This window comes from Aeromonas sp., assembly GCF_050252055.1.
Taxonomy (GTDB): Bacteria; Pseudomonadota; Gammaproteobacteria; order Enterobacterales; family Aeromonadaceae; genus Aeromonas; species Aeromonas caviae.
In genome coordinates this window covers 135,802-157,231 of sequence record NZ_JBFWLQ010000006.1, presented here as the reverse complement: position 1 = coordinate 157,231, position 21,430 = coordinate 135,802, and the positions used below count along the sequence as shown (strand labels likewise).

Sequence of the window (21,430 nt, the reverse complement as noted above, 5' to 3'; positions counted from 1 at the left end):
CATCTTAATCTTGATAATCATCCAGACTAGAGTGAGTGGCAATCCCGAACACTGCTATTTGAAAGGAAAAGCCATGAAAGCCATCGCCCTGACTCACTATCTGCCAAGCAACCACCCCCACTGCTTCATCGAGAGCGATCTGCCCGATCCGACACCAGGCCCGCGGGATCTGCTGGTACGGGTCAACGCCACCTCCATCAATCCGGTCGACACCAAGGTACGCGCCCCCAAGGACAAGGTCGAAAGCAGCCCCCGCGTGCTGGGCTGGGACGCCGTGGGCGAGGTGATCGCCGTCGGTAGCGACGTCACCCTATTCAAGGCCGGTGACAGGGTCTGGTATGCAGGCGACATCAGCCGCCCGGGCAGCAACAGCGCCCTGCAACTGGTGGACGAGCGCATTGCCGCCATCGCCCCAGTCACCCTGACCGATCTGGAAGCCGCCGCCCTGCCGCTCACCGCCATCACCGCCTGGGAAACCCTGTTCGAGCGCATGAGCCTCACCCGCGAAAGCACCGGGCGACTGCTGATCATCGGGGGCGCCGGCGGGGTCGGTTCCATCGCCATCCAGCTCGCCCGCCAGCTCACCGGCATGGAGGTGATCGCCACCGCATCGCGCCCCGAAACCCGGGAGTGGTGCCTGGACATGGGGGCCCACCAGGTGGTGAGCCATCACCATCTGCAGGCGGAGCTCAAGGCGCTCGGCATCAGCGAGGTGGATGCCATCTTCTGCACCAACGCCACCGAGCAGCACTGGAACACCATGGCCAGCCTCATCCGTCCGTTTGGTCACATCTGCACCATCGCCGAGTCCAGTGAACCCTGGGATCTGGGTCTGCTCAAACCCAAGAGCGTCACCTTCAGCCAGGAGTTCATGTTTACCCGCTCCCTGTTCCAGACCCCGGACATGATAGAGCAGCACAACCTGCTCGGCCGGGTCGCGGCCCTGATCGATGAAGGGGTGCTCAAGACCACCCTCAGCAAGGTGGTGCCCGAACTGACGCCCCTCACCCTGGCCCGGGCTCATGCCGAGCTGGAAGCGGGTCGCATGGTGGGCAAGCTGGTGATCGACATGAGCGGCTTCCATCGCTGAGGCGCAGCCCAAGCGGGCCTTACCGTCCAGCCTCTATTCCCTTGTAGGTAAATAAATGCACCATCATGGGGTGAAATCACCAGTGACAAGCCCCAAGAGTGCACAGCCCCGCAGGTAACTTTTGTCCCTGACGGGGCATCTCCCCCGAAAAAACCATAAAAAAGAGGCCATCCCGTCGGGATGGCCCTAAAAACCTGAACGTTGGGGTAACAATCACACACATATCCTTATGCAGGACATCTGTAACTTTGCAGATAGCGTGCCAATCTCTGCTTTTCCCTCCCAATTAACCGCTTTTCAGCGCACCGGCATAAAAAAAGCCACCCGAAGGTGGCTGAAAAAAGATGACGGAACTTCATAGAGCAAAGCATTCAGCGGGAACAAGTTGCTTCCCGTCACCCATGAAGGAATACATTAACCGTGCCAACTTGGCAGAGTTACCTCCCTTCCCCATGAGGCCATGGTCAAACCACGACAGCACGGGCCCATGATGATAGAATCCCGCGGTTTCACATTTATGAAGAGCCGACGCCATGCCCTGGATACAAATTCGAATCAACGCCACTGCCAAGACCGCAGACAAGGTGAGCAACATGCTGCTGGGGCGTGGGGCCCAGGCGGTGACCTTTATGGATGCCAAGGATGTGCCCGTCTATGAGCCCATGCCCGGTGAAACCCCGCTCTGGGGCGAGACCGAAGTGATGGGGCTGTTCGACGCCGAAACCGATCCGGCTCCCACCATCGCCTTCTTCCAGCAGATCTTCGGTGAAGACGTGGGCTACAAGGTCGAGCAACTGGAAGACAAGGACTGGGTGCGCGAATGGATGGATCACTTCCACCCCATGCAGTTCGGCGAGCGGCTCTGGATCTGCCCGAGCTGGCGCGACGTGCCGAACCCCGATGCGGTCAACGTCATGCTGGACCCGGGCCTGGCCTTCGGCACCGGTACCCACCCCACCACGGCTCTCTGCCTGCAGTGGCTGGACGGGCTGGATCTGGCCGGCAAAACCGTGGTCGACTTTGGTTGCGGCTCAGGCATCCTCGGCATCGCCGCCCTGAAACTGGGGGCCGCCCGGGTCATCGGCATCGACATCGATCCTCAGGCCATCCAGGCCAGCCGTGACAACGCCGAGCGAAATGGCGTTGCCGACCAGATCGAACTCTACCTGCCGGCGGATCAGCCGCAAGACGTCGAAGCGGACGTGGTGGTCGCCAACATCCTGGCCGGCCCGCTGCGGGAGCTGGCGCCGCTGATCGCCGGTCACGGCAAAGCGGGCAGCCTGATGGCCCTCTCCGGCGTGCTGGAAAGCCAGGCGCCGGAGCTGGAGACCATCTATGGCCAGTGGTTCGAGATGGACCCGACCGCCGTGAAAGAGGAGTGGTGCCGCCTCTCCGGCCGCAAACTCGGCTGATAAGCAACAAGCCACGGCAGTTGCCAACCCATCAGCCGCACACTCGGCTGATAAGCAACAAGCCACGGTGGCTGCCAACCCATCGGCCGCACACTCGGCTGATAAGCAACAAGCCACGGCAGTTGCCAACCCATCGGCCGCACACTCGGCTGATAAGCAACAAGCCACGGCAGTTGCCAACCCATCGGCCGCAAACTCGGCTGATAAACAACAAGCCACGGCAGTTGCCAACCCATCAGCCGCACACTCGGCTGACAAGCAACAGGCCATGGCGGCAACACTTAGGTCGTTGAACGACAAGGGCACCCCAGCAGGGTGCCCTTGTCGTTTCCGGACGCCGTTCTCCTTCTGCCCACTCTGGGGAGAGCCTCACGCTTCTCTGCCTCCCGATGGCTTATCCTCTCTTCCTCCACCCCATCGAGGCCCAGTCATGACCGAATACGAGAAGATGATCGCCAGCCAGCCTTACAACTGCATGGCGCCAGAGCTGGATCTGTTGCGCCGGGAGACGGCCCGCCTGTACCGCCGCTTCAATCGCAGCGACGAGGAGGATGAACAGCTGGCACTGCTGCTGCAGATCGTCGGCGAGCTGGCACAGGGTGCCTTCATCTGCCCACCCTTCTACTGCACCTATGGCCGCCACATCCACCTTGGCAAGGGCAGCTACATCAACATGGGGGCCACCCTGCTGGACAATGCCCCCATTCGCATCGGCGCCGAGGTGATGATTGGGCCGAACGTGCAGATCTACACCGCCGCCCATGCGCTGGATGCCGATGAGCGCATTCAGGGGGTTGAGACGGCGCTGCCGGTCACCATCGAAGACAGGGTCTGGATAGGCGGCGGCGCCATTCTGCTGCCCGGCGTCACCATAGAGCGGGAAGCCGTCGTGGGTGCGGGCTCGGTCGTGACCAGAGATGTACCGGCCGGTGCCAGGGTGGCAGGCAACCCGGCACGGCTGCTGCCAGTCAAAGGTTGAGCGGAAGGCCCGAGGCTCGCTCAGGCGCTTTCCAGCAAGCGGTCGATGCAGTGCACCACCTGCATGCTGGCGTTTTCCATGGTCTTGAGCTGCTCGACCATGCTTTTGATATCCCCCTGCTCGCGCGCGTGCAGGGCGGCCTTGCCGCTCTCGTGGACCCGCTTGTGGGGCCCGTCCAGTTCACGAAAGCCCGGCTTGTGGGCGAAGAGCTCCGCACCCTGCCCCTCGAAATACCATTTGCCCAGCCTGCACTGAGCGTGGTCGCTCACCGGCTCGTGAAAATGCTGCTGATCGATTAGCCGATAGATGGTGTTCTTCCAGACGGCGTGATCCAGCTTGGTGGTATTGAGGAAGGAGGTGGAGGCCGCACTGTGGATCACCTGCTGCATCCGGCCTGATTGTGCCAGCACCTGGGTCACCACCACATCGATCTGGGAGGAGGAGGTCGCCACCTCGGCGGCACTGGCCTGGTTGTCATCGATGATGGACTTGATCTCCTGCGCCTGGGCCACTATCTGTCTGACCAGCACCTCGATCTGGCTGCTGGCTTCATGAGCCTTGCTCGCCAGCTGACGCACCTCATCGGCGACCACGGCGAATCCTCGACCAGCTTCACCGGCCCTGGCCGCCTCGATGGCCGCATTGAGTGCCAGCAGGTTGGTCTGATCCGAAATGCCCTGGATGGCGGTCACGAACTGGTTGATGGCGGATGTGCTGGCATCGAGCTGATGGACGGCTGCGAGGCTGCGAGCCGCCTCATCCGTGATGGCATGGGCACGATTGGAAAGACGGGTGATGGCGCCCCGGGTCTGGGCAAAGAGCTGATCCAGCTCGCTGAGCGCTCCCTTTTCCGCCATCAGGTGTTCGGCACTGCCGGCCAGCGCTTCCCGCACGCTCTGCAGCATCTCACCTCCCTGATTCTGGCAGGAGATCACCTGATTGAAGAGATCGCCACGCTCCCGGCTGGTGCGCTGCATGTGCTCGTATTCACCGATGGTGGCACGCAATTCGGCCAGCTCGCTCTGGTGCTGCTGCTCTTTGAGAAGCATCGCCTCCCTGAGCTGTTGATTCTCTTTTTCAAGCTTGCGGTTGAACCACATATCGCCTCCGGATGGCATAGGTGCGGGCAGTCGACGTCGAAGGGAAGCCTCTGGCTCTCTTGTCTCTGCCGATGCTGGCGGATCCCGGGCCGGATTTCACCTGCAAATGCAGGATATTTGACCCTGATCCTGATTCCAATCGAGGCCACATCAATGGCTGTGCAAAAGATCGCCACAAAGAGGCCGGGTGAGGTAGAGAAGAGGCAAAGGAGAAAGAACGCTGACGTGCCGATCCCGCAAAAAATGAAGCCCAATGTCATCAAGACGTTGGGCTCTAAAAAGGTGCTACGGAATTGCGACTCTCATCGCAGAAAATTAGAAGGGGTCACCTTCTAAACTGGCAGTGGGATAATAACGTGGCGCAAACGTTTTACATAGCGTAATAAACCAGGAGTGAGAAGAATCTCTCACAATTCAAAAAATGTCCGGCCAACCCCCTTCTACCCTCTTGGCAAGTGCGCATTTATCAGTACAGCCTGACGGCTTTGTCAGAAAACAAAAAAACCCTGAATAATCAGGGCTTTTGGCGTTCTGCGCTTCAGAAGTTGCGCACGAAGTCCTGAATGGGCAACTCGCGCAGCTTGCGGGCCTCCAGCATGGGGGTGCCAAGGTAGAGGAAGCCCACCAGTTGATCCTCCGGTGCCAGCCCCAGTGCACCATGGATCTGCTCGTCGAAGATGAACCAGCCGGAGCGCCAGATGCCGTTGAAGCCCTGGGCCTGGGCCGCCATCTGCATCGCCATCAGGGCGCAACCGGCAGAGAGCTCCTGCTCCAGTTTCGGTACCTTGGGGTGCGCCTGATAACGGGTCGCCACCGCGATCACCAGGGGAGCACGCAGTGGTGCGGCGCGACACTTCTCGACACTGTCCGCATCCTCGCCACGGGCATGGGCGGCATCGGCCAGCAATGTCCCCAGGCGCTCACGCCCCTCCCCTTCAAACAGGATGAACTGCCAGGGGGTCAGAGTGCCGTGATCCGGCGCCCGCAGCCCGGCCTTGAGGATATTGTCGAGCACTTCGCCACTCGGGGCAGGCTCGGCCAGACGACCACAGGAGTGGCGATTGAGTAACAGATGGAGGGCATCCATGGGGCAGTTCCTTGTCAAAGGCGATGATGGCGCTACCTTAGCACAGCACTGGATGAAGAAAACCCCTGGGGTTCAGGGGTTTGTCAGGATACGAAAGGGTCGGGAGGCTAGATGACGGCAGCCAGCTCCGCCCCTTGCCGGATGGCGCGTTTGGCATCCAGCTCGGCGGCCACGTCGGCACCGCCGATGATGTGCACCGGCTTGCCAGCAGCCTGCAGACCAGCCTGCAACTCCTTGAGGGGTTCCTGTCCGGCACAGATGATCACCTGATCCACCGGCAGGCACTGCTGTTGGTCGCCCACCTGGATGTGAAGCCCGGCATCGTCGATACGCAGGTACTGGACGCCGGAGAGCATCTGCACCTTGCGATTCTTGAGCACGGTGCGATGGATCCAGCCGGTGGTCTTGCCAAGGCCGTCGCCCACCTTGCTCTCCTTGCGCTGGAGCAACCAGATCTGGCGCTCGGGGGCATCGATTTCGGGGGTAGTCAGGCCGCCGCGCTCACCCAGTTGCTTGTCGATACCCCACTCCTTGAGCCAGTGATCGCGATGGCTTTCAGCATCCGGCGATCCTCTCTTTTCCACCAGGTATTCGGCCACATCGAAGCCAATACCGCCGGCGCCGATCACCGCCACCTTCTCGCCCACCGGCTTGTGATCACGTAAGACATCGAGGTAGCTCATCACCTTGGCATGCTCGATACCCGGGATATTGGGAGTGCGCGGGCGGATGCCGGTGGCGAGGATCACCTCGTCAAAACCGCCGCCCAAGAGACTCTCAGCACTCTGGCGCTGGCCCAGATAGAGCTCTACGCCGCACTTCTCCAGCCGCTTGGCGAAGTAGCGCAGGGTTTCTTGAAACTCCTCTTTGCCCGGGATCTGCTTGGCAAAGTTGAACTGGCCGCCGATTTCGCTCGCCTGATCGAACAGGCTTACCTGATGGCCCCGCTCGGCGGCGTAGCAGGCAAACGCCAGCCCCGCAGGACCCGCCCCCACCACCGCCAGCTTCTTGGGCTGGGGCACCCGGCCAAACGTCAACTCGGTCTCGAAACAGGCGCGGGGATTGACCAGGCAGGAGGCACGCTTTTGCTTGAACACGTGGTCGAGGCAGGCCTGGTTGCAGGCGATGCAGGTGTTGATCTCGTCCGCCCTGTCTTCAGCCGCTTTGATGACGAATTCGGGGTCCGCCAGGAAGGGGCGCGCCATGGAGACCATGTCCGCCTCCCCCCCCGCCAGGATGCGCTCCGCCACCTCGGGGGTGTTGATGCGGTTGGTGGTGATGAGGGGCACCTTGAGGTGCTTTTTCAGCTCGGCGGTCACCCAACTGAAGGCACCGCGCGGCACGCTGGTGGCGATGGTGGGAATGCGCGCCTCATGCCAGCCGATACCGGTGTTGATGAGGGTCACCCCCACCTGCTCCAGTGCCCGGCCAAGTGCGATCACTTCCTCAAGGGAGGAGCCCTGCTCCACCAGATCCAGCATGGAGAGGCGGAAGATGATGATGAAATCCGTGCCCACCCGCTCACGGATGGCGCGGACAATCTCCACCGGGAAGCGCATGCGGTTTTCGCTGCTGCCGCCCCAGCCATCGGTGCGCTTGTTGGTGCGTTCGCAGATGAACTGGTTGATGAGATAGCCTTCAGAGCCCATCACCTCGACCCCGTCATAACCGGCCGCCTTGGCCAACGCCGCAGTGGCGGCGAAGTCGCGAATGGTGCCGCGGATCTGCCGCTCGCTCATGGCCCGCGGCTTGAACGGGGAGATGGGAGCCTTGAGGGCGCTCGGCGCCAGGCTGAATGGATGGTAGGCGTAGCGGCCCGCATGAAGGATCTGCAGCGCTATCTTGCCCCCTTCCTGGTGCACTGCCTCGGTCACCTTGCGGTGTTTGGCTACCTGCCAGGGAAAGCTCAGCTGGGAGCCGTGGGGCACCAGCCGCCCCCGCAAATTGGGGGCGATACCGCCGGTCACGATGAGACCGACCCCGCCACGGGCCCGCTCACCATAGAAGGCGGCCAGCTTGTCAAAGCCCCCCTTTTCCTCCTCGAGGCCGGTGTGCATGGACCCCATCAGTACGCGGTTGCGCAACTGGGTAAAACCCAGATCGAGGGGGGTCAGCAGCGTGGGATAACGGCTCATGATGCACTCCTTGTCGAGGTCGATGTGCACGGGGTCATGCTCCAGCCTTCCTGGCTGCCTCGGGTGACGGGCAGTAAAAAGAAGGTGTGGGTGGAGGTGGGGCCGGCTCATCGGGCCTTTCAGTTAATTTTTTGTTATCAAACTGGAGCTAGAGTAAAGAATCGAAAACTCTTTTTCAAACAAATGTTTGGACATTTTTTCAGCGAACAGCCGTGTTCCGAAGTGGCGGGGAGGCAGTCGACTCAAGGGGAAATGGCAATTGGCTGCGCAACTGGTTAATAATGGCTGCTCTCAACCCATTAACAGGGCGACAACGCAGCTATGTCTATTTTCAAAGGTCTGGGATGGCTCTTTCGCAGCCTCTGGCGCCTGCTCAACTTTACCCGCTTGATGCTGGTCAACCTGCTGTTTCTTCTCGTCGTGCTGGTCATTGTCTTCAGCGTCAGCCAGAGCGAGACCCCAAGCACCCCCATCGAGGGGGCGCTCACCCTCAATCTCTCCGGTGTGCTGGTAGAACAGCGCACCCAGACCGATCCCACGGTGCAACTGCTCAGGCAGATGGACAAGGGGGAAGAGCAGCCAAGCGAAATCGTCCTCTCCGATCTGCTGTGGGCCATCAAGAGCGCGGGGAATGACGATCGCATCAAGGCGCTGGTGATCAAGCCCCAGGGTCTGCAAGGGGCCAGCCTCTCCAAACTGCAGGAGGTGACGGCCGCCATCGACGCCTTCAAGGAGAGCGGCAAGCCGGTCATCGCCATGGCGGACTACTACAGCCAGGGGGCCTATCTGCTCGCCGCCCACGCCGACCACGTGCTGCTCAACCAGAGTGGTGCCGTGCTGATCGAGGGGCTGGGTGTCTACCAGACCTACTTCAAGTCGGCACTGGAGAAGCTCAATATCACCCCGCACGTCTTCAAGGTCGGCACCTACAAGTCCTTCGTCGAGCCCTACACCCGGGACGAGATGTCCCCCGAGAGCAAGGAGGCGAACCAGCGCTGGCTGGATCAGCTATGGCAATCCTATGTGGCCGACGTGGCGGAGCAGCGGGAGATCGAGCCGGATGCCGTCGCACCGAACAAGGATCACTTCCTCGAACTGCTGCGCAAGGCCGGCGGCAATGCGGCCAGTTACGCCCTCGACAACGGTCTGGTGGATCAGCTCGCCACCCGCGACGAAATGACCCAGGCGGTGATCAAGGAAGTGGGCGAGGCCGATGATCACGGCTGGAAGGGCGTGGGCCTGAAAGAGTATCTGGCCGCCATCCCGGAACAGTACCCCCAGAGCGGCAAGGATGAGGTAGGCCTCATCACCGCCAGCGGCGCCATCATGGATGGCGTCCAGCCTGCCGGCACCATCGGCGGCGACAGCCTTGCCGATCTGCTGGCCGAGGCCCGCCGTGACGATCAGGTGAAAGCCGTGGTGCTGCGAGTGGACAGCCCCGGCGGCAGCGCCTTTGCCGCCGAGCAGATCCGCGCCGAATTGCTGGCCCTGAAACAGGCGGGCAAGCCGGTGGTCATCTCCATGGGCAGCTACGCCGCCTCCGGTGGCTACTGGATCTCCGCCGATGCGGACAAGATCTTCGCCTCCCCCACCACCCTCACCGGTTCCATCGGGGTGTTCGGCATGTTCGCCACCATCGACAAGGCGCTCTCCCAGTACGGGGTACACACCGACGGCGTCGGTACCACCGACTTCGTGGGGGTCGGGCTGACCCGTGCCCTGCCGGATCACGTGGGTGAAGCCATTCAACTGAGCGTAGAAGACACCTATCAGCGCTTTGTCGGCCTGGTGGGCAAGGGCCGGGGCCTTAGCCCGGAAGAGGCGGAAAAAGCCGCCGAAGGCCGGGTCTGGACCGGGCAGGATGCCAAGGCACTGGGGCTGGTGGACGAGTTCGGCAATCTGGATGACGCCCTCAAGGCGGCCGCCGATCTCGCCAACCTCAAGAGCTGGCAGGTCACCCCCATCGCACCGGAAGAGTCTGCCAGGGACAAGTTCCTGCGCGAGCTGTTTGACAGCAGCGCCCAGGCGCTGGCCCCGCACCTGCAAAGCTGGCTGCCCGCCGGGCTTGGCAAGGCGCTGCTGGAGATGAACCGCACTCTGGACCCGCTGACCCGCTTCAACGATCCCCAGGGCACCTACGCCTTCTGCCCGGTCTGTCTCCCCTGACGCCGGGGACAGCCATAAAAAAACCGCCGACAGGCGGTTTTTTTATGGGGCAAGCGGCCTTGTCAGGTCAGCAAGCCGGACGCTTGCCAGCGGTGCAACTCTGCCAGCACCCGGGTCTCTCGCGCCGTCCACTGGGGACAGGGACCCGCCAGCTGGGTCTTGTTGGTCTGCAGGGCCTCGGCCAGGGGGAACCAGCCCGGCGTAAAGCCGAGCCGGATCTCGTAGGGCTGGGGGCGCGGTGCACTCCAGTCCTCCCCGACCCGGCAGAGGTAATAGGACGATCGGATGCAGTAGGCATCGTAATCCGGCTCGCGCGCGGCACGATACTCCCGGGTCTCTCCCAGCAGGGGGCCCACGGCCACCAGCTCGGCGCCACACTCTTCCCGCAGCTCCCGGGCCAGGGCCGCATCGTGCGCCTCCCCGTGCTCGATGCCGCCACCGGGGAACATGAGATCCCCGTTGACGCGGGAGTGCACCAGCAGCAGTCGATCACCACGCATCACCACGGCCCTCACCGTGGCCCGTTCAAGCACCCTGTCCTCGCCGCGGATCTGGCCGTGGACGAGACGGATATCGAAGGGATGGGCCCACTCCCGGACCTCTGTCAGGGTCGAATTCATGGTGTGCGGTAGCTCCCCTGCCTGAGTGCATCGACGATGGTGGCCGCCTGGTCGTCCAGCGTCTCCTGCTCCTCCTTGCCGATGGCATGGTAAATGCCGAGCCGGGTGGCGGAGACCTCGGGGCTCTCCTGGAATGACTCGCTCACCTTGCCCCACAGATAGGCCTGATCAAATCGCTTCTGCCCCATGTAGAGGGTGCTGAGGGCGGTGAGGATCCGGCTGTTGACCTTGTCCCCCTCCCGATAGAGGGAGAGCGCATGGTGCATCAGCCTGATGGCCTTCTCGGGCTCGCTCTTGGCATAGATGCCGCCGAGCGCCAGTTGCAGCTCGGGCTCCTCGAGGCTCGGCGTCCCCTCCTGCGCGAGGAAGCTCGCGCGGGCCTCGGGGCTGGTGTTGTTGGTCCAGTGCCAGAGCAGCAGGTAGGGATCCCGGGAGCCCCGGGTCTGCGCATCCAGTTGCTCCAGTTGACGGCCGGCGGCCAGCATCCCTTCCACTCTGGGGCTCTTCTGCTCCCTGGCCCGCTTGTACTCGATGTTGGTGGAGTGCTCGGCGCACTGCAGATAACGCTCCAGGCCGCGCATCAGATCGTACTTGCGCCTGTCCGTCCCCTCTTCCTGGAGATAGTAACGACCGCGAATGACATCGCTGCGCTCATAGCGACACCAGCCGTCGTCCACCAGGTCCGCGCACAGGGCGGGATATTGGGAGCAGATGTTGTGGATCCTGTCGTCGTCGCAGGCCGTCAACGTCAGGCAACAAGCGAGGGAAAGCAGTAACGGACGCTGTGAGAATAGGGTCATGGTTCACATCTGGTTGATAACAATCGCAACCCGCACCGGCCACCGCCAACTAGCAAACAGGCTACATATCCATTACAATGCGCGCGCCGTATAAGGCCGCGATTGCAGAATAATATAACGAAACCATCAGCCCTACACTGATCTGCCTTCGACGAATTTCAATTTGCCCAGGCAACTTGCTTCAACAACGTGAAATAAAAGGAACTGGTTAATGACCCACGAGCACTACTTGCAGGCGTGGCAGGAGAGCCAGGAGCTCGCCGAAGCCATGCAACCCTTGATAGGTCGCCTCTACCGACAGCAAGGGATAGAGATCACCCTCTACGGACGCCCCCTGCAAAACGCCTCCACCATCGATATCCTCAAGGCCCACCGGGTCGTTCGCCGCCACCAGGGCACCCCGCTGCCCATCCAGCAAAGCTTCCCTCTCCTGCGCGCCATCGTCGCCCTGAACCCCACCGCCGCCGAAGTCGATCTCGGCAAACTGGCCGTGGGCTACTGGCAGGATCACCAGGATGAAGCCGGCATCGAGGACTACCTGCGCGCCAAGCTGGCACCGGCCCTGAACCGCAGTGCCGTGCCCGCCCCGACCGACGTGGTACTCTACGGCTTCGGCCGCATCGGCCGCCTGCTGGCCCGTCTGCTCATCGAGCGCACCGGCGCCGCCAACTCCCTGCGCCTGCGCGCCATCGTGGTGCGCGGCGGTCGCGACGGGGATCTGGAGAAACGTGCCAGCCTGCTGCGCCGCGATTCGGTGCACGGCCCCTTCAACGGCTCCATCGAGGTGGATGCAGAACGCAGCGCCATCATCGCCAACGGCACCTTCATCCAGGTGATCTATGCAAACAGCCCGGCCGACATCGACTACACCGCCTACGGCATCGACAATGCGCTGATCGTTGACAACACCGGCGTCTGGCGTGACGAGGCGGGCCTGTCCGAGCACCTCAAGGCCCGCGGCGCCGCCCGGGTGCTGCTGACCGCCCCCGGCAAGGGGGAGATGAAGAACGTGGTGTTCGGGGTCAACCACGAGGTGATAGGCCCGGATGACAAGATAGTCTCCGCCGCCTCCTGCACCACCAACGCCATCACCCCGGTGCTCAAGGTGATGCAGGACAAGTACGGCATCCGCCACGGCCACGTGGAGACGGTCCACTCCTATACCAACGATCAGAACCTCATCGACAACTATCACAAAGGCGAGCGCCGCGGTCGCAGCGCAGCCCTCAACATGGTGATGACCAGCACCGGTGCCGCCAAGGCGGTGGCCAAGGCGCTGCCGGAGCTCAAGGGCAAGTTGACCGGCAACGCCATCCGGGTGCCCACACCCAACGTGTCCCTGGCCATCATCAACCTGTCGCTGGAACAGACCACCGATCGGGAGAGCCTCAACGCCTATCTGCAGCAGATGGCGCTGAGCTCGGCCCTGCATCGCCAGATCGACTTCAGCGCCAGCACCGAGCTGGTCTCCTCCGACATGGTGGGCTCCCGTTTTGCGGGCATCGTCGACTCCCAGGCCACCATCGCCGAGGGGGATCACTGCGTGCTTTACGTGTGGTATGACAACGAGTTCGGGTACAGTTGTCAGGTAGTACGGGTGATGGAGCAGATGGCTGGCGTAGTCCGCCAGGATCTACCGGTATAGTCCGACAGGATCTGCCCGCCGGAACCCGTGTTCATGGCTCAATTTTCAAGGAGAGGCCGGATGTCGTCTCAGCAAGTGACGTTTCAACAAGCGATAGCGCAGATGCCCAAAGAGGTGTACGAGCGGCTCAAGACTGCAGTCGAGCTCGGCAAATGGCCGGATGGCAAGCCCCTGACCGAGGAGCAGAAGGCCACTTCCCTTCAGGCCGTGATGGCCTGGCAGGCGATGCACCTTGAGAACCCCGAGCACATGAACATCGGCCGTGACGGCGAGATCGTGATGAAGAGCAAGAGCGAGCTCAAGCGCCAGTATCGCGATGAGGAAGAGATAGTGCGGGTCGACCTTAGCCACTGAGGCAGGCCGCACGTCACCTATCGCGGTAACGAAACGAAAGAGGGGAGCCATTATGGCTCCCCTCTTTTTTCCTCTCTATGCAGGATGACTCATCCCCCTCATCCCCGGCCCTTCTCCCACCAAGGGAGAAGGGAGCTGGCACGCACCTGCGAGCAGTCAGCGGGCCACCTGCCGGCGATCTTCATGGTAAACCTCGCCACCTCGATCTATCCCCTCTCCCGCTGGGAGAGGGTTAGGGTGAGAGGGAAAGTCAGGGGGTCAGCTCCCCGCGCAGAGACTGCTGCATCAGCTCGCGGATGCGCGGCGCCGGCAGATCCTGGCTCAGCAGGAAGTGCAGCTTGGTGAGCGCCGCCTCGGCGGTCATGTCAAAGCCCGAGATGACTCCCGCACGGGAGAGGGCGTTGCCGGTGGCATAGCCCCCCATGTTGACCTTGCCGTGCAGGCACTGGCTCAGGTTGACGATGATGACGCCCCGGGCAGATGCCTCGGAGAGCAGCGCCAGCATGGCCGGGTTCTGGGGCGCATTGCCCACCCCGAAGGAGAGCAGGATCAGCGCACGCACCGGCTGTTGCAGGATGTTCGCTATCACCTCCGCCGATATCCCCGGATAGAGGGTCACCACCCCGATGGGCTGGGGGGTGATGTCGTGCAGCACCAGGGGGCGATCGCACGGCACGCCCAGCTCACCTGCCTCCAGGGAGATGGCGATACCGGCATTGAGCAGGGGCGGGTAGTTGGGCGAGTCGAAGGCGTGGAAGCCGTCGGCATGCACCTTCTTGCTGCGGTTGCCGCGATAGAGCTGGTTGTTGAAGAAGAGCGTCACCTCGTGGATCGGGTAGTTGGCCGCGATATAGAGGGCGTTGAGCAGGTTCTGCTGACCGTCCGAGCGCAGTTCGGCCAGGGGGATCTGGGAGCCGGTGATGATGACCGGCTTGTGCAGATCTTCGAGCATGAAGGAGAGCGCAGACGCGGTGAACGACATGGTGTCGGTGCCGTGCAGAATGACGAAACCGTCGTACTTGTCGTAGTTGCCCTTGATATCCTCGGCGATGCGCTGCCAGTCTGCCGGCGTCATGTCGGAAGAGTCGATGAGGGGGGCATATTCGTGGATATGGTAATCGGGCATTTCCGGTCGATGGAACTCGGGCATCCGTGCCAGACAGTCCTCCATGAAGCCCGCCATCGGTACATAACCGTGGTCGGAACGCTGCATCCCTATGGTGCCGCCTGTGTAGGCAATGTAGATGGACTTCTTCACACCCTCTCCTCTCTCTGGACTGGAAACCGGCAAATCAAACAGGGCTCAACCGATACAGCCCCCGTCCTTCAGATGGTGCGGGCGGGCTCAATATCGGTCATCAGCAGACCTCTTGAGGGTCTGTGTCCTCCCGTGGGGGCGGAACCGGGCGAATTATAAAGAGTGCCGCTGCAAATGACAGCCGCAGCAGCATTGTTGCGATCCGGAGCACACTCGGCGAGGCAGTTTTAAATGCCATGTTAACACCATGTTTTAATCATTAATGTGACATATGTGGATGTACTTGGTGTTTTTTGCTAGTATCCGGCGGATTTTTCACAAATCTCATCTGGACGCCCGACGAACACGGGCTCGTGTCGACCCCCTCTTTTGCAGAGGGACGGGGCTGCGGCCCCTCTGTCACTGGCGCGTTCGCCACTCTGTTTCATCCCGGCTGGATCCGTGAGTCTTTCTCGCCAAAGACACAGCCGATCAACATGGGAGCACTGAATGCTACAACTTGATGCCTACGCCACCCTGGTCGCCGCGACCCTGGTGCTGCTGCTTGGCCGCCTGCTGGTCAACAAGATAGGACCCCTGCGCACTTTCAACATCCCCAAACCCGTGGCCGGTGGCCTGGTGGTTGCCCTGGTGCTGCTGGTGCTGCGTTCCACCCTGCAGATCGAACTGCAATTTGATACCAGCCTGCAAACGGCCCTGATGCTGACCTTCTTCGCCTCCATCGGCCTCTCCGCCGATCTGGGCAGCCTCAAGCGCGGCGGCAAGGCGGTGGCCACCTTCCTGCTGGTGGTCACCGGCCTGCTGCTGGTGCAGAACAGCCTGGGGGTGGGTCTGGCCACCCTGCTGGGGCTGGATCCCCACATGGGGCTGCTGGCCGGCTCCATCACCCTCTCCGGCGGCCACGGCACCGGGGCGGCCTGGGGCTCCATCTTCACCGAGAAGTACGGCGTGCAATCCGCCGCCGAGCTGGCGATAGCCTGTGCCACCTTCGGCCTGGTGCTGGGGGGCCTCATCGGCGGCCCGGTGGCCCGTTATCTGGTGAAGAAGGTGCAGGTACCCGGTGAGGAGCACAACCGTGACGGCGCCCCCCAGGGCTTCGAAATGCCGGACATGGAGCGCCCGCTCACCACCTTCAGCCTGATCGAGACCCTGGCACTCATCGCCATCAGCCTGAAAGGGGGCGAAATGCTGGCCCTCTATCTCAAGGGCGGCGTCTTCGAGTTGCCGATCTTCGTCTGCGTGCTGTTTGTCGGCGTGCTGCTGCGCAACCTGCTCACCCTGCTCAACTGGCACGAAGTGAGCGACCGCGAGGTCTCCCTGCTCGGCAACGTCAGTCTGTCGCTCTTCCTCGCCATGGCGCTGATGAGCCTCAGGTTGTGGGAGCTGGCAAGCCTGGCCCTGCCCATCTTCATCCTGCTGGCCGTTCAGACGGTGGCCATGGCGCTCTACGCCATCTTCGTCACCTTCCGGGTCATGGGGCGCAACTATGATGCAGCCGTGCTGGCGGCGGGTCACTGCGGCTTCGGCCTCGGCGCCACCCCCACTGCCATTGCCAACATGCAGGCCATTACCCAGCGCTTCGGCCCCTCCCACCTGGCTTTCCTGGTGGTGCCCATGGTCGGAGCCTTCTTCATCGACATCATCAACGCTGTGGTGATCAAGCTGTTCCTGGCCCTGCCCTTCCTGTGATCCCGGACGCAGGCCCCGTATGACAGAGCCCACCTTGCGGTGGGCTCTTTGCTTGCCGGTCCCTGGACGCTTGGGCACCACGGGTTACGCTGCCACGACGGTGCCGCCGAGCCCCACCAAGGGGCCGACGGCAGGCAACAAAAAGCCCCGCACCAAGGTGCGGGGCTTTTTACTGACGCCACGGTAGGACTGCGGCCTGACCTTCCCTTACAGAATGAAGGCCAACACCAGCTGGTTCAAATTGCGGCCTGACCTTCCTTACAAAATAAAGGTCGACACCTGCTGGTTCAGGTTGGTGGCACGCCCCTTGAGGTTGTGCGCCTGATCCAGGTCGCGCATGGCGGAAGCGGTGATCTCGTCGCTCACATCCTTGATGGCGGTGGTGTTCTGGGTGATTTCACCGGTCACCTGGGTCTGCTCCTCGGCGGCGGTGGCGATCTGGCCCGCCATGTCGGAGATGAGGCTGACGGCCTGGGTGATCTCCTCCAGGGCCGCAGCGGCAGCGTCGGCATCCTTCACGCTGTTGTCCGCCAGCCCCTGGCTGGTCTGCATCAGGCTCACCGCGCGGGCCGTGGTCTGTTGCAGGGTTTCGATGGTGGACTGGATCTCCTGAGTGGAATCCTGGGTACGGCGCGACAACACCCGCACCTCGTCCGCCACCACGGCGAAACCGCGACCCTGTTCGCCGGCGCGGGCCGCTTCGATGGCCGCGTTCAGCGCCAGCAGGTTGGTCTGCTCGGCGATGCCCTGGATGGTGGAGAGGATGCCGGAGATGGCCTGAGCGTGACGGCTCAGCTCACCGATGACGCCGGTCGCCTGCCCCACTTCCTCGGCCAGGTTGTTGATGGACTGGCGAGTCTGGTTCACCAGGATCTTGCCCTGTTCACTGCTCTGGGCAGATTGCTGGGCGGCGGCAGCGGTGTTCTCGGCGTTGCCCGCGATCTCCATGGTGGCACTCGCCATCTCGGTGACGGCGGTGGCGACCATGGTCACCTCCTGTTGCTGGCGTTGCAGCTCTTCCACCGCGGCCTGGTTGGTCACCAGACTGCGTTCGGCATCGGCGTTCAGCTCGTTGGCAAGCTGACGGATGTTGGCGATGAGCTGATGCTGGCTGCCCACGAAGCGGTTGAAGCTGCCGGCGAGCTGGCCCACTTCGTCATTGGCGTCGATCTTGATGCGCTGGGTCAGATCGCCGTTACCGTCGGCGATGCGGGCCAGGGCCTGGGACACCTTGGTGAGGGGACCGAGCAGCAGGCTGACCAGCCAGGAGATGGCGAGGATGCTGCCCACCAGCACCAGCAGGGCCAGGCCGAGCTGGGTCATCAGCAGGGAGGAGAGCGGCGCCTCCAGGGTGCTCTTGTCCAGTACCAGCACCAGCTCCCAGTCGGTGTCCGGAATGTCCGTCGCCCACAGCAGCTTGTCACGCCCCTCGTTGTCGAAGAAAGCAGGCACCAGACTGTTGCTCGCCTTGCTCTGATCGATCAGGGCATTGGTCAGATCGTTGTCGATCTCGCTGGCCGGCTTCATCGCCTTGGCCGCATCCTTGTAGGCGATGACGGTGCCATCCTTGTGCATCAGGATGGCGAAGCCGTCCGCCGGCAGCTTCATCTTGGTGATGTCATCCACCAGGGAGGCGATGGAGAGATCCCCCCCCACCACGCCGCCCTGGGCAGGCTGGGCCAGGGTCACCACCAGAATGTTGTAGGCCACGTCGAGGTAGGGTTTGGTGACGATCATGCCGCCCTTGGCCATGGCTTCCTGATACCAGCCACGGGAGCGGGGATCGTAACCGTCGCGGTTGATGGAGGGGTCGGAGTCGTTCATCTTGCCGCTGCCCTCACCAAAATAGGTGAGCTGGAAACGGCCGGACACCTGGGCCTGTTGCAGGGCGTTGAGGGGCTCGGCACCGGCCTTGTTGCCAAGGGCCTGGATGACGTCACGACGGGCGGCAAGCCAGTCGCTGACGCTGGCGGCCTGCTGGCTGCCAAGGCGCTGCACCTGTTCCTGACTGCCTTGCAGCAGCATGGACTTCTGGCTGGTGTAGCTCTGCCAGGAGAGCAGCAGGATCACCAGTGACAAGGCGATGACCACAGACAACAGTATCTTCTGCTTGAGTGATAGGTTTTTCATCGTGTTTTCTTCTTGTGGGGGTCGGGAACAGGATCAATCGGGAGTGCGTGGCACTGTGTGTTGTTAGCGGCCAATCCGCGCAAAACTGAAGCGGAGAATGGCGTGAGTGACGATATTTTACGCGGAAATTTTAAAAATGCTGCGGAAAATTGGAGCAGGAAAAAGAGCGGGGCCAGCCAACCCTGTTTATTCCTTCTGCAATTGGCTAGAATATCCCGTTTTTAAATCACATCGACCCCGAGAGTTTTCACGATGTTTGAAGTCAATCCTGTATTAAACAAGCTTAAGGAGCTGTCTGAGAGGACCGAGCTGCTTAGGGGGTACCTTTGACTATGACGCCAAGAAAGAGCGTCTAGAAGAGGTCAATGCCGAGCTGGAACAGCCGGATGTCTGGAACGAACCCGAGCGCGCACAGGCGCTGGGCAAGGAGCGCGTCTCCCTGGAGAACGTCGTCAGCACCATCGATACCCTGACCCAGGGCGTCGATGACGTCGAGATGCTGGTCAGCCTGGCCGTCGAAGGCGAAGACGAAGAGACCTTCAACGAAGCCGTGGTCGAAGCGGACGAACTGGAGGCCAAGCTGGTGGATCTCGAGTTCCGTCGCATGTTCTCCGGTCAGCACGACGGTTCCGACTGCTACATCGACATCCAGTCCGGTTCCGGCGGCACCGAGGCCCAGGACTGGGCCAACATGGTGCTGCGCATGTACCTGCGCTGGGGCGATGCCCACGGCTACAAGCCCGAGCTCATCGAATGCTCCGAGGGCGACGTGGCCGGCATCAAGTCCGCCACCATCAAGTTCACTGGCGAGTATGCCTTTGGCTGGCTGCGCACCGAGACCGGCGTGCACCGCCTGGTACGCAAGTCACCGTTCGATTCCGGCGGCCGTCGCCACACCTCGTTCTGCTCCGTGTTCGTCTACCCCGAGATCGATGATGACATCGAGATCGAGATCAACCCGGCTGATCTTCGCATCGACGTCTACCGCGCCTCCGGTGCGGGTGGTCAGCACGTCAACCGGACCGAGTCCGCGGTGCGTATCACCCACGTGCCGACCGGCGTGGTGGTGCAGTGCCAGAACGACCGTTCCCAGCACAAGAACAAAGATCAGTGTATGAAGCAGTTGAAGGCCAAGCTCTACGAGCTGGAAATTCAAAAGCAGAACGCTGAGAAGCAAGCCCTCGAAGAGACCAAGTCCGACATCGGCTGGGGCAGCCAGATCCGCTCCTACGTACTGGATGATTCCCGTATCAAGGATCTGCGCACCGGCGTCGAAACCCGCAATACCCAATCGGTACTCGACGGCGACTTGGACAAGTTTATCGAAGCCAGCCTGAAATCAGGCCTGTAAACAGAGCAGCAGGAATCACCATGTCTGAACAAACCACCACCCCGGAAGTCGACCAGACTCTCGAACTGAACAACGAGATGCTTGAGCGTCGCTCCAAGCTGGCCGCCTTGCGCGCCCAGGGCAACCCCTTCCCCAACGACTTCCGTCGTGACAGCCTCTCCGGCGATCTGCATGCCGAATTCGGCGACAAGAGCAATGACGAGCTGGTCGCCCTGGGTAAACAGGTGAAGATTGCCGGTCGCATCATGACCCGCCGGATCATGGGCAAGGCATCTTTCGCGACCCTGCAGGACATGGCTGGCAAGATCCAGATCTACGTGACCCGTGACGATCTGCCGGAAGGCTTCTACAACGAGCAGTTCAAGAAGTGGGATCTGGGTGACATCGTCGGTGTCGAGGGCACCCTGTTCCGCACCAACGCCGGTGAGCTCTCCGTACACGTCTCCACCATCCGCCTGCTGACCAAGGCCCTGCGCCCGCTGCCCGAGAAGCACAAGGGTCTGACCGACCAGGAAGCCCGCTGCCGCCAGCGTTACCTGGACCTGATCGCCAACGAAGAGTCCCGCAAGACCTTCGTGACCCGCACCAAGGTGGTGGCCGGCATTCGCAAGTTCCTGAATGACAAGCGCTTCATGGAAGTGGAAACCCCCATGATGCAGGTCATCCCGGGTGGCGCCTCCGCACGTCCCTTCATCACCCACCACAATGCGCTGGACATCGACATGTACCTGCGTATCGCTCCGGAACTCTATCTGAAGCGTCTGGTGGTCGGTGGTTTCGAGCGTGTCTACGAGATCAACCGCAACTTCCGCAACGAAGGCATCTCCGTTCGCCATAACCCCGAGTTCACCATGCTCGAGTTCTATATGGCCTACGCCGATTACATCGATCTGATGGATCTCACCGAAGAGATGCTGCGCACCCTGGCGCAAGACATCCTGGGCGACACCAAGATCCGTTACGCCAAAGAGGGCGAAGAGGGTCTGACCATCGATTTCGGTCAGCCGTTCCAGCGTCTCTCCATGGTTGACTCCATCCTGAAGTACAACCCGGATGTGACCCGTGACGATCTGGCGACCCTGGAGAAGGCCACCGCCGTCGCCAAGCGCCTGCACATCGAGCTGATGAAGAGCTGGGAACTGGGCCACGTGATCACCGCGATCTTCGAAGAGACCGTGGAGCACATGCTGCTGCAACCGACCTTCATCACCGAGTACCCGGCCGCCGTCTCCCCGCTGGCCCGTCGCAACGACCAGAACCCGGACGTCACCGACCGCTTCGAATTCTTCATCGGCGGCCGCGAGCTGGCCAACGGCTTCTCCGAGCTGAACGATGCAGAAGATCAGGCCGAGCGCTTCCAGGCTCAAGTTGACCAGAAAGCCGCAGGCGATGACGAAGCCATGTTCTACGACGCCGACTTCGTCACCGCACTGGAACACGGTCTGCCGCCGACTGCCGGTCAGGGCATCGGTATCGACCGTCTGGTGATGCTGTTCACCAACAGCCACACCATCCGCGACGTCATTCTGTTCCCGGCCTTGCGTCCACAAAAGTAAGCGCCGCAGAAACAGGGCCGCAGCAAAACGCTGCCGTCCATGGCAATCAAAACGCCCC

General features: G+C 61.9%; 16 protein-coding genes and 1 pseudogene. 9 read left to right on the top strand and 8 right to left on the bottom strand.

Features of this window, described 5'->3' with window-relative positions; translation table 11 throughout:
- The first annotated feature begins 73 nt into the window (after nucleotides 1-73).
- The 3 genes from AB7E19_RS12605 (at nucleotide 74) to AB7E19_RS12595 (ending at nucleotide 3,481) form a co-directional block, all read left to right on the top strand.
- The gene (locus AB7E19_RS12605; RefSeq protein WP_069784403.1) at nucleotides 74-1,090 is read left to right on the top strand and encodes a zinc-binding alcohol dehydrogenase family protein; all 1,017 of its coding nucleotides are present in this window, start codon (nucleotides 74-76) and stop codon (nucleotides 1,088-1,090) included.
- A gap of 533 nt (nucleotides 1,091-1,623) precedes the next feature.
- A complete protein-coding gene (gene prmA / locus AB7E19_RS12600; RefSeq protein ID WP_010675412.1) occupies nucleotides 1,624-2,502 on the top strand; it encodes a 50S ribosomal protein L11 methyltransferase in 879 nt (292 codons plus the stop codon).
- A gap of 430 nt (nucleotides 2,503-2,932) precedes the next feature.
- Complete coding sequence (locus AB7E19_RS12595; protein WP_336568136.1) at nucleotides 2,933-3,481, top strand: sugar O-acetyltransferase; 549 nt, start codon at nucleotides 2,933-2,935, stop codon at nucleotides 3,479-3,481.
- Nucleotides 3,482-3,501: 20 nt separating this feature from the next.
- Here the strand turns inward: AB7E19_RS12595 and AB7E19_RS12590 are convergent, their stop codons facing one another.
- From AB7E19_RS12590 to AB7E19_RS12575, 4 genes and pseudogenes are all read right to left on the bottom strand, one after another.
- Nucleotides 3,502-3,870, bottom strand: a complete 369-nt coding sequence (locus AB7E19_RS12590) for a CZB domain-containing protein (RefSeq protein ID WP_231563281.1) — start codon at nucleotides 3,868-3,870, stop codon at nucleotides 3,502-3,504.
- A gap of 24 nt (nucleotides 3,871-3,894) precedes the next feature.
- Nucleotides 3,895-4,338: pseudogene (locus AB7E19_RS12585) on the bottom strand (methyl-accepting chemotaxis protein); the annotation flags it as partial.
- 781 nt (nucleotides 4,339-5,119) lie between these two features.
- Nucleotides 5,120-5,668 (bottom strand): NAD(P)H nitroreductase, encoded by a 549-nt coding sequence (locus tag AB7E19_RS12580; RefSeq protein WP_052816074.1) that lies wholly within the window; start codon nucleotides 5,666-5,668, stop codon nucleotides 5,120-5,122.
- A 107-nt stretch (nucleotides 5,669-5,775) separates the two neighbouring features.
- The gene (locus AB7E19_RS12575; protein WP_427935489.1) at nucleotides 5,776-7,803 is read right to left on the bottom strand and encodes an FAD-dependent oxidoreductase; all 2,028 of its coding nucleotides are present in this window, start codon (nucleotides 7,801-7,803) and stop codon (nucleotides 5,776-5,778) included.
- 321 nt (nucleotides 7,804-8,124) lie between these two features.
- On the opposite strand from AB7E19_RS12575, the gene sppA reads away from it, so the two are divergent.
- Nucleotides 8,125-9,969, top strand: a complete 1,845-nt coding sequence (sppA, locus tag AB7E19_RS12570) for a signal peptide peptidase SppA (RefSeq protein WP_202042842.1) — start codon at nucleotides 8,125-8,127, stop codon at nucleotides 9,967-9,969.
- A 62-nt stretch (nucleotides 9,970-10,031) separates the two neighbouring features.
- Here sppA and AB7E19_RS12565 read toward each other — a convergent pair whose 3' ends face one another.
- Nucleotides 10,032-10,589 carry an NUDIX domain-containing protein gene (locus AB7E19_RS12565; RefSeq protein WP_103243631.1) on the bottom strand — a complete coding sequence of 186 codons (558 nt, stop codon included), beginning with the start codon at nucleotides 10,587-10,589 and terminating at the stop codon, nucleotides 10,032-10,034.
- The gene (locus AB7E19_RS12560; protein WP_042865069.1) at nucleotides 10,586-11,389 is read right to left on the bottom strand and encodes a DUF2989 domain-containing protein; all 804 of its coding nucleotides are present in this window, start codon (nucleotides 11,387-11,389) and stop codon (nucleotides 10,586-10,588) included. The genes AB7E19_RS12565 and AB7E19_RS12560 overlap by 4 nt, the downstream gene beginning before the upstream one ends.
- Before the next feature lie 211 nt (nucleotides 11,390-11,600).
- Here AB7E19_RS12560 and AB7E19_RS12555 point away from each other — a divergent pair, with 211 nt between their 5' ends.
- Complete coding sequence (locus AB7E19_RS12555) at nucleotides 11,601-13,034, top strand: glyceraldehyde-3-phosphate dehydrogenase (protein ID WP_010675422.1); 1,434 nt, start codon at nucleotides 11,601-11,603, stop codon at nucleotides 13,032-13,034.
- Nucleotides 13,035-13,094: 60 nt separating this feature from the next.
- On the top strand, nucleotides 13,095-13,388 hold the full coding sequence (locus AB7E19_RS12550) for a YeaC family protein (protein ID WP_010675423.1): 294 nt from the start codon (nucleotides 13,095-13,097) through the stop codon (nucleotides 13,386-13,388).
- A 250-nt stretch (nucleotides 13,389-13,638) separates the two neighbouring features.
- On the opposite strand, the gene ansA is transcribed toward AB7E19_RS12550, so the two are convergent.
- Nucleotides 13,639-14,646 (bottom strand): asparaginase, encoded by a 1,008-nt coding sequence (gene ansA / locus AB7E19_RS12545; protein WP_010675424.1) that lies wholly within the window; start codon nucleotides 14,644-14,646, stop codon nucleotides 13,639-13,641.
- Nucleotides 14,647-15,135: 489 nt separating this feature from the next.
- On the opposite strand from ansA, the gene gltS reads away from it, so the two are divergent.
- A complete protein-coding gene (gene gltS / locus AB7E19_RS12540) occupies nucleotides 15,136-16,335 on the top strand; it encodes a sodium/glutamate symporter (RefSeq protein ID WP_041212483.1) in 1,200 nt (399 codons plus the stop codon).
- A 258-nt stretch (nucleotides 16,336-16,593) separates the two neighbouring features.
- On the opposite strand, the gene AB7E19_RS12535 is transcribed toward gltS, so the two are convergent.
- The gene (locus tag AB7E19_RS12535; protein WP_039040322.1) at nucleotides 16,594-18,465 is read right to left on the bottom strand and encodes a methyl-accepting chemotaxis protein; all 1,872 of its coding nucleotides are present in this window, start codon (nucleotides 18,463-18,465) and stop codon (nucleotides 16,594-16,596) included.
- 252 nt (nucleotides 18,466-18,717) lie between these two features.
- Here AB7E19_RS12535 and prfB point away from each other — a divergent pair.
- A protein-coding gene (prfB, locus tag AB7E19_RS12530; RefSeq protein WP_102948437.1) for a peptide chain release factor 2 occupies nucleotides 18,718-19,816 on the top strand; the annotation gives its coding sequence in 2 pieces (ribosomal slippage) (nucleotides 18,718-18,792 and nucleotides 18,794-19,816; 1,098 coding nt in all).
- A 20-nt stretch (nucleotides 19,817-19,836) separates the two neighbouring features.
- Nucleotides 19,837-21,372 (top strand): lysine--tRNA ligase, encoded by a 1,536-nt coding sequence (gene lysS, locus AB7E19_RS12525; RefSeq protein ID WP_128343002.1) that lies wholly within the window; start codon nucleotides 19,837-19,839, stop codon nucleotides 21,370-21,372.
- The last annotated feature ends 58 nt before the right edge of the window (nucleotides 21,373-21,430 follow it).

Bases quoted from the DNA above. Each gene is read 5' to 3' on its own strand.
- AB7E19_RS12605 (WP_069784403.1), top strand. From the start codon at position 74: ATGAAAGCCATCGCCCTGACTCACTATCTGCCAAGCAACCACCCCCAC.
- prmA (WP_010675412.1), top strand. From the start codon at position 1,624: ATGCCCTGGATACAAATTCGAATCAACGCCACTGCCAAGACCGCAGAC.
- AB7E19_RS12595 (WP_336568136.1), top strand. From the start codon at position 2,933: ATGACCGAATACGAGAAGATGATCGCCAGCCAGCCTTACAACTGCATG.
- AB7E19_RS12590 (WP_231563281.1), bottom strand. From the start codon at position 3,870: ATGCAGCAGGTGATCCACAGTGCGGCCTCCACCTCCTTCCTCAATACC.
- AB7E19_RS12580 (WP_052816074.1), bottom strand. From the start codon at position 5,668: ATGGATGCCCTCCATCTGTTACTCAATCGCCACTCCTGTGGTCGTCTG.
- AB7E19_RS12575 (WP_427935489.1), bottom strand. From the start codon at position 7,803: ATGAGCCGTTATCCCACGCTGCTGACCCCCCTCGATCTGGGTTTTACC.
- sppA (WP_202042842.1), top strand. From the start codon at position 8,125: ATGTCTATTTTCAAAGGTCTGGGATGGCTCTTTCGCAGCCTCTGGCGC.
- AB7E19_RS12565 (WP_103243631.1), bottom strand. From the start codon at position 10,589: ATGAATTCGACCCTGACAGAGGTCCGGGAGTGGGCCCATCCCTTCGAT.
- AB7E19_RS12560 (WP_042865069.1), bottom strand. From the start codon at position 11,389: ATGACCCTATTCTCACAGCGTCCGTTACTGCTTTCCCTCGCTTGTTGC.
- AB7E19_RS12555 (WP_010675422.1), top strand. From the start codon at position 11,601: ATGACCCACGAGCACTACTTGCAGGCGTGGCAGGAGAGCCAGGAGCTC.
- AB7E19_RS12550 (WP_010675423.1), top strand. From the start codon at position 13,095: ATGTCGTCTCAGCAAGTGACGTTTCAACAAGCGATAGCGCAGATGCCC.
- gltS (WP_041212483.1), top strand. From the start codon at position 15,136: ATGCTACAACTTGATGCCTACGCCACCCTGGTCGCCGCGACCCTGGTG.
- AB7E19_RS12535 (WP_039040322.1), bottom strand. From the start codon at position 18,465: ATGAAAAACCTATCACTCAAGCAGAAGATACTGTTGTCTGTGGTCATC.
- lysS (WP_128343002.1), top strand. From the start codon at position 19,837: ATGTCTGAACAAACCACCACCCCGGAAGTCGACCAGACTCTCGAACTG.